General features: G+C 67.4%; 6 protein-coding genes. 4 read left to right on the top strand and 2 right to left on the bottom strand.

The window, feature by feature from the left end; genetic code table 11:
* From G3N93_RS09140 to G3N93_RS09125, 4 genes are all read left to right on the top strand, one after another.
* On the top strand, positions 1–803 hold an 803-nt coding region (locus G3N93_RS09140), incomplete at its 5' end, for a sensor histidine kinase (RefSeq protein ID WP_241026473.1).
* Positions 793–2,154 (top strand): sigma-54 dependent transcriptional regulator, encoded by a 1,362-nt coding sequence (locus tag G3N93_RS09135; protein WP_206124238.1) that lies wholly within the window; start codon positions 793–795, stop codon positions 2,152–2,154. The genes G3N93_RS09140 and G3N93_RS09135, both read left to right, overlap by 11 nt.
* Positions 2,155–2,176: 22 nt before the next feature.
* The gene (locus tag G3N93_RS09130) at positions 2,177–2,506 is read left to right on the top strand and encodes a DUF3579 domain-containing protein (RefSeq protein ID WP_174941052.1); all 330 of its coding nucleotides are present in this window, start codon (positions 2,177–2,179) and stop codon (positions 2,504–2,506) included.
* A gap of 270 nt (positions 2,507–2,776) precedes the next feature.
* Positions 2,777–3,628 (top strand): alpha/beta fold hydrolase, encoded by an 852-nt coding sequence (locus tag G3N93_RS09125; RefSeq protein ID WP_206132840.1) that lies wholly within the window; start codon positions 2,777–2,779, stop codon positions 3,626–3,628.
* A gap of 80 nt (positions 3,629–3,708) precedes the next feature.
* Here the strand turns inward: G3N93_RS09125 and plcR are convergent, their stop codons facing one another.
* Together plcR and G3N93_RS09115 are read right to left on the bottom strand one after the other, a co-directional pair.
* Positions 3,709–4,305, bottom strand: coding sequence for a phospholipase C accessory protein PlcR (gene plcR, locus G3N93_RS09120; RefSeq protein ID WP_206132839.1), 597 nt, complete (start codon positions 4,303–4,305; stop codon positions 3,709–3,711).
* Positions 4,305–6,458 carry a phosphocholine-specific phospholipase C gene (locus tag G3N93_RS09115; protein ID WP_206132838.1) on the bottom strand — a complete coding sequence of 718 codons (2,154 nt, stop codon included), beginning with the start codon at positions 6,456–6,458 and terminating at the stop codon, positions 4,305–4,307. Before G3N93_RS09115 ends, plcR begins: the two co-directional genes overlap by 1 nt.
* Between the last annotated feature and the right edge of the window lie 294 nt (positions 6,459–6,752).

Below are 6,752 nucleotides of genomic sequence, written 5' to 3'. Positions count from 1 at the left end.
CGCTGACGGCCGCGAACGAACGGATGCAGCGCGAGATCGTCGAGCGCGAGCGCACCGAGCAGCGGCTGCGCGCGTCGCAGCAGGAAGTCGTGCATGCGGGCAAGCTCGCGGTGCTCGGGCAGATGGCCGCCGGCCTCACGCACGAGCTGAACCAGCCGCTCGTCGCGATCCGCACGCTGTGCGACAACGCGCGCACGTTCTTCGAGCGTGGCCAGCCCGCGCCGGCGCTCGCCAATCTCGAACGGATCGGCAAGCTCGTCGACAGCATGGCGGTGCTCACCGGCGAGCTGAAGACGTTCGCGCGCAAGCCCGACGTCGAGCGGGTCGCGGTCTCGCTGATCGAGGCCGTCGCGCATGCGCGGCTGATCTACGACGCGCGAATTCGCGACGAAGGCGTGCAGCTCGACGTGAACATCGCGCCGGGCACCGCCGTGTCGGCCGAATCGAGTCAGTTGCAGCAGGTGATCGTGAACCTGCTCGGCAACGCGCTCGACGCGGTGCACGATGCGCCCGTACGTCGCATCGTCATCGAGGCCGCCGGGCCGGACGAAGCCGGCCGCGTGCGCTTCACCGTCGCCGACAGCGGCGCGGGCATCGCGCCCGAGGTGCTGCCGCACCTGTTCGAGCCGTTCGTCACGACCAAGCCGCGCGGCCAGGGCCTCGGGCTCGGCCTCGCGATCACGTCGCGCATCGTCGAGGCGTTCGGCGCGAAGATCGCCGCGACGAACCGCGACGAAGGCGGCGCGCAGTTCAGTATCGAATTCGCGGCGGCGACGCTGCAAAGGACAGAGCATGGAAGATGAGATTCGGGTGCTGGTCGTCGAGGACGATGAAAACGTCCGGATCGGCGTCGAGCAGGCGGTAGCGCTTGCCGGCTTCGCGGTCGATGCGTTCGCGTCGGCCGCCGACGCGCTGCATCACGTCGCGCCCGGTGCACCGGTCGTGATCGTGTCGGACGTGCGGATGCCGGGCATCGACGGGCTGCAACTGCTCGATCGCGTGATGGCCATCGACGCGCAGATCCCGGTCGTGCTGATCAGCGGCCATGCCGATATCTCGACGGCCGTCGGCGCGATGCAGGTCGGCGCATACGACTTCATCGAGAAGCCGTTTTCGTCGGACGTGATCGCGGGGCGCGTCGCGCGCGCGGTCGAGAAGCGCCGCCTGACGCTCGAGGTGCAGGGCCTGCGCGCGGCGCTGAACAACTGGCAGGGCATCGAGGCGTTCGTGCTCGGCAAGTCGCCCGCGATGGCCGACGTGCGCAAGAAGATCCTGCGCCTCGCCGATACGTCGGTGTCGGTGCTGATCACCGGTGAAACGGGCACCGGCAAGGAGCTGATCGCGCGCAGCCTGCACGACTTCGGCGGCCGGCGCGACGCGCATTTCGTCGCGCTGAACTGCGGCGGCCTGCCCGAGCAGGTTTTCGAGAGCGAGCTGTTCGGTCATGAAGCCGGCGCGTTCACCGGCGCGATCAAGAAACGCATCGGCAAGATCGAATGGGCGGACGGCGGCACGCTGTTCCTCGACGAGATCGAGACGATGCCGGTTCCGCTGCAGATCAAGATGCTGCGCGTGCTGCAGGAGCGCGTGGTCGAGCGGCTCGGCGCGAACGAGCTGATTCCGGTCGACTGCCGCGTGGTTGCCGCATCGAAGACCGATCTCGCCGAGCTCGCGGCCGATGGCCGCTTCCGCGCGGACTTGCTGTATCGCCTCAACGTCGCGCAGATCGAACTGCCGCCGCTGCGCGAGCGGCGCGAGGACGTGCCGCTGCTGTTCGAACATTTCGTGCTCGCGGCCGCGCGGCGCTTCGGGCAGCCGGCGCCGGTCGTCACGGCTGCGCAGGTATCCGAACTGATGACGCACGCGTGGCCCGGCAACGTGCGCGAGCTGCAGAACGTGGCCGACCGCTTCGTGCTCGGGCTGACCGGCGACAGCCTGCTGTCGTCGGGCGGCACGCCGGCCGTGGGCGGCACGCTCGCGGAACAGCTCGCGTATTTCGAGCGGATGCTGATCGAGGACATGCTGCAGCGTCACAACGGCAACGTCGCGGAGGCAAGCGAAGCGCTTGGCATGCCGAAGAAAACGCTCTATCACAAGCTGCGCAACCTGCGGATTCCCGCACGCGGCGACGCGGCGGCCGATGGCGGCGAATGACGCGAACGAGGACACGTACAGCATGGATCGCATCGAAGTCACCGAACAGGGCCGCATCACCGGCCACCTGATCCGCGGCGTCACGCGCGCGCAGAAAACCTTCCGCCCGAGCGACTGGCCCGAGCGCCTCGCGGGCGTCATCACGCTGTTCGTCGGCGAACGGCGGCCCGGCTATCCGTGCGCGCTGTCGCGGCTCGCGATGCCCGTCGTCGACGGCAACGTCAAATGCCTGTTCGTGTCGGACGAATTGCGCACCGTCTGCGCGGACGCATTCGATTTCGCGATGCAGTTCGCGGCCGACAACGACCTCCCCGTCGCGCTTCAGACCGCGCCCGCGCTGGCGGTGCGCTGACACGCGGGCCGCTTGCGCGGCGCGCGGCCTTCCCTTTTCCCAGGTTGCGATGCGCCGGTGCGCAGGCCGTCGCACGCCCTTTTCAGGCGTGTCCGGCTTCGCGGCCAATCGTTAGACGATTGAAAGCATCGACACCCGCCCCCTTCCGACAAGGGTTTCCGGCCGAACCATCAATAAAATTGATCGTCACGATGAAAATTATGCGTTTTCCTTGCAGGTCGCCGTGATGCATAGTTGCGTCGTGTTGACGCACCTTTGAGTCTTTCAGTCATGAACATGCGAATCGAGCCGTCCGTGCTCGCGAACCCCGACCTGCAATTTGCGACGCTTTCGTCAGGCATCAGCCTGCCGTATGTCGAGCGGGGCAGCGGCGCGCCGATGGTGTTCGTGCACGGCTCGCTGTGCGACTACCGCTACTGGGATCCGCAACTCGCGTCGCTGTCGGCTCACTACCGCTGCATCGCGCCGAGCCTCAGCCATTACTGGCCGGCCGTCGAAGCGGGCATCCAGGACGAGTTCAGCTGGCAGAACCATGTGGACGAGCTCGCCGAATTCATCGACGCACTCGATCTCGGCCCCGTGCATCTGGTCGGTCACTCGCGCGGCGGCAGCGTCGCGTTCAACGTCGCGCGCCAGCATCCGAACCTCGTCGAATCGCTGACGCTCGCCGATCCGGGCGGCCCGCTGCAACAGCCGGGCGTGCGCGAAGCCGCACTGCCGGCCGCCGCGATCGCGCTGCGCACGAAGGCCGTGAACCTGATCGGGCAAGGCGACGTCGAATCGGGCCTCGAAATGTTCGTCGATTCCGTGAGCCTGCCGGGCGCATGGAAAAAGAGCACGTCGCGCTTCCGCACGATGGCGATCGACAACGCGAGCACGCTGCCGAAGCAACTGCGCGACCCGCTGCCCGCGTACTCGCAGCACACGGCCGGCGACATCGCGTGCCGCACGCTGCTGATCGACGGCCAGCGCAGCCCGAAGATGTTCCGCAACAACGTCGACACGCTGTCGCAGTGGATCGACAATGCGCAACGGCAGACCGTCGCTGGCGCGTCGCACGGGATGAACGCAGCGAGCCCCGCCGTGTTCAACCGCTTCGTGCACGAGTTCGTCGCCGCGTAAGTGCTCCCGGGCGGCTTCTGCGCCGCCCGTTCTCCTCGCAGTTCAACGACGATGCGGATACACGCCGCATCGCCGCTCCATCAACCGCCGTGCGTTACCGGCGCGTCCGTCCCGTAGATCTGCCTGCGCAATTCCGCCAGCCGCGTATCGAGCGCCACGCGCTGCTGTTCGCGGTCCGGCACCGTGCGCACCACCTCGTCGATGATCTTGCGGCTCTGCGCGACATAGTCCGCATCCTGCCGCTCGCGCGCGGGCGAGGCCGGCCGCTCGCCCATCGCGAGATCGCGCAGATGGTCGCGCAATGCATCGCTCGCGGCCTGGCGTGCGCCGGCGTCCGGTTCCGCATCCTGCAGCAGCAGATCCGCGAGGCCCGACGCCTCGCGCGGATCGAGCTTGCCCGCATCCGCATCGGCACGCAGTTGCGCGAGCAACGAACGGGCGCGCGCCTGACGGTCGGCCGCGTTCAGCGCGTCGCGTTCGTGTGCATAGCCGTCGAGCTGCGCGCGGAAATTGACCGGCGACGCGGCCGCTGGATTCGTCATGGAAGATGCCTGGCTGACTACGGTGGAAGAAGCGTGTGGCGTGCCGCCCGGACGGCCGCTCCACAGCACGACGGCCGACGCGACGGCGCCTGCCGCCAGCGCGACCGTGCCCCATACGATGACGGTTCGGTTCATCATGCGGTCCCTGTCACACGCGCGAAGAGCGGATCGGTCACGCTCGCCGCGCCGGTTTCGACATGGCCGGCCAGCGTGCGCAGATAGCCCGCATCCACATCGATCGTCACGCTGAAGTCGTACCAGCCACCGCTTGCCGACAGGTTCAGCACCGTGTCGACGGCAGCGCCCGCCGCGACCGTGCCCGAACGCGGCGCGGCGCTGTAGCCGTTATCCGTGAGCGTCGCGACGAGCGGCGTGCGGCCCGCGTTGCGCATCCGCACGACGAGATTGCCGTCGGCGCGATAGGCAACCGTCACATCGAACAGCGGCGCGCTCGACGCCGCACTGCCCTTGAAGCGGCGGAAGAAGCCGTTTGGCCCGTACGCGGCGAGGTCGTAGCGTCCCTGCGTGTCACGCACCGGCCACCACTGGTCGCTCAGCACGCGGCCGCTCTGGATCGTGTAGAAGCGCGGGCCGTTCTGCGCGATCGCGTCATGCACATGGAACACCGCGGCCGACGTGCCGGCCGCGTTGCCCGGCACGGCCTTGCCGTTGTTCGCGAAGCTCACGTTCAGCACGCCGGCGCGCGTATCGAGCGCCGCTTCGACGAACAGCTCGTACGGCACCGCGCGCAGCTTGCGCTGACCCGGTTCCTGCACCGGCAGCGGCGCATTCTCGGCCGGGTAGCTCGACGGATAGCTCGGCTTCGCGAGGTAGTACTGCACCCAGTACGCGTTGTCGAGCTGCGCCTTCGTCGCGGTCAGGTTGAGCAGCGCGGGCGGCACCGTGCGGTCCGCATCGCCCGCGAAGTCGAACGCCGACGTAAGATCGCCGCACACCGCGCGGCGCCACGGCGTGATGTTCGATTCATAGACTTCCGGATGATCGTCGCCGAAACGCTTCTCGATGAAGCGGATCACCGACGAGTGATCGAAGACTTCGGAACAGGTCCATCCGCCCTTCGACCACGGCGAGATCGCGAGCAGCGGCACGCGCGTGCCGAGCCCGATCGGCAACCCGGAGGCCTGCTCGATCTCGCCTTCGACGCTGACCGTCGACAGCCCCTTGCCGGCCTTCCACGGCGGCACGGGTGCGGTCACGTGGTCGAAGCGGCCATCGCCTTCGTCGTAGCAGATCAGGAATACCGTCTTCGCCCATACGTCGGGATTCGACGTGAGCGCGTCGAGAATGCGCGACACGAATTCCTCGCCGAACGACGGCCCCCACCACGGATGCTCGGACGACGAGAACGGCGGCACGATCCACGACACCTGCGGCAGCCGGTTCGCGAGCACGTCGTCGCGCAGCGACGCGATGCCGCGCGCGGTCAGCCCGCGCTGGTTGAGCGGCGAACTCGACGACGCCGACTTGTACTGCGAAAACCACGCGAGCGCGTTGCAGTCGTAGTTGTTGGTGTTGTCGATCCAGTAGCGGCTCGACAGGAAATTCCACGCGACGTTGAACGAACCGACACCGCCTTCCTGGTAGACGCGCCAGTCGATGCCGGCCTGCTGCAAGCGTTCGGGGAAGGTCTTCCACGACACCGTGCCCGTGCGGTCGCCCATCCAGTTCGACATCGCGACCTGGCTGCCGTCCGCGTTCGGCGACGAGCGCCCCGTCATCAGGTAGAGCCGGTTCGGATTGGTCGGCCCCATCATCGACTGGTGATACGCGTCGCAGATCGTGAACGCGCTCGCAAGCGGGTAGTAATACGGCAGGTCGTTGCGCTTGAAGTAGCCCATCGCGTCCGGCCACTGCACGGCCATCCACTGGTCGTTGCGCCCTTCGTTCCACAGCTTGTGGAACGCATCCCACTCGTGGTTCTCGGGCATCATCCACTGCGCCCACGTCTTCGACGTGTCGAGATGCCAGGGCACGTAGTCGCGGCCCTTGTAGTTCTGATACCAGACGCTCTTGCCGTCGGGGCGCGCGACCACGCGCGGATCGTTGAAGCCGCGCACGCCCGGAAACGTGCCGAAGTAATGGTCGAATGCGCGGTTTTCCTGCATCAGCACGACGATGTGCTCGACGTCCCGGATCGTGCCGGTCACGCGGGCCGGCTCGACGGCAAGTGCGCGGCGAATGCTTTCGGGCAGCGCCGCCGCGAGCGCGGCAGCGCCGGCCGCCTGCGCCGAGCGGGTCAGGAACGTCCGGCGATCGATACGCGACATCGGCAATCCCTCCTCGTTTTTCTGGCCGGCCGGGGATGCTCATGCAGGCCGCATGCGCCGCGTGCGGGCGATGCGCGGCCTCGGGGCCGCAAAGCGGTTCCGAACCAGGCGCGCGGCGCGTCGGCGGCCCCCTCCTGCCCGCCGCGCGCGTCATCGATCTGTCGGATTCTAGAAAGGGAAATCGGACAGTTTTGTTAAGATCCGACAAATATCCAGACGATTACGACATTAGAAGTCCTCTACAATTTCTTCCGTCACATGCCGGACATCGACGACAGGTTGAGCACCAACGAA

The sequence above is a fragment of the Burkholderia sp. Se-20378 genome, from assembly GCF_017104665.1.
Lineage (GTDB): Bacteria > Pseudomonadota > Gammaproteobacteria > Burkholderiales > Burkholderiaceae > Burkholderia > Burkholderia lata.
This window is presented reverse-complemented; position numbering and strand designations above follow the sequence as displayed.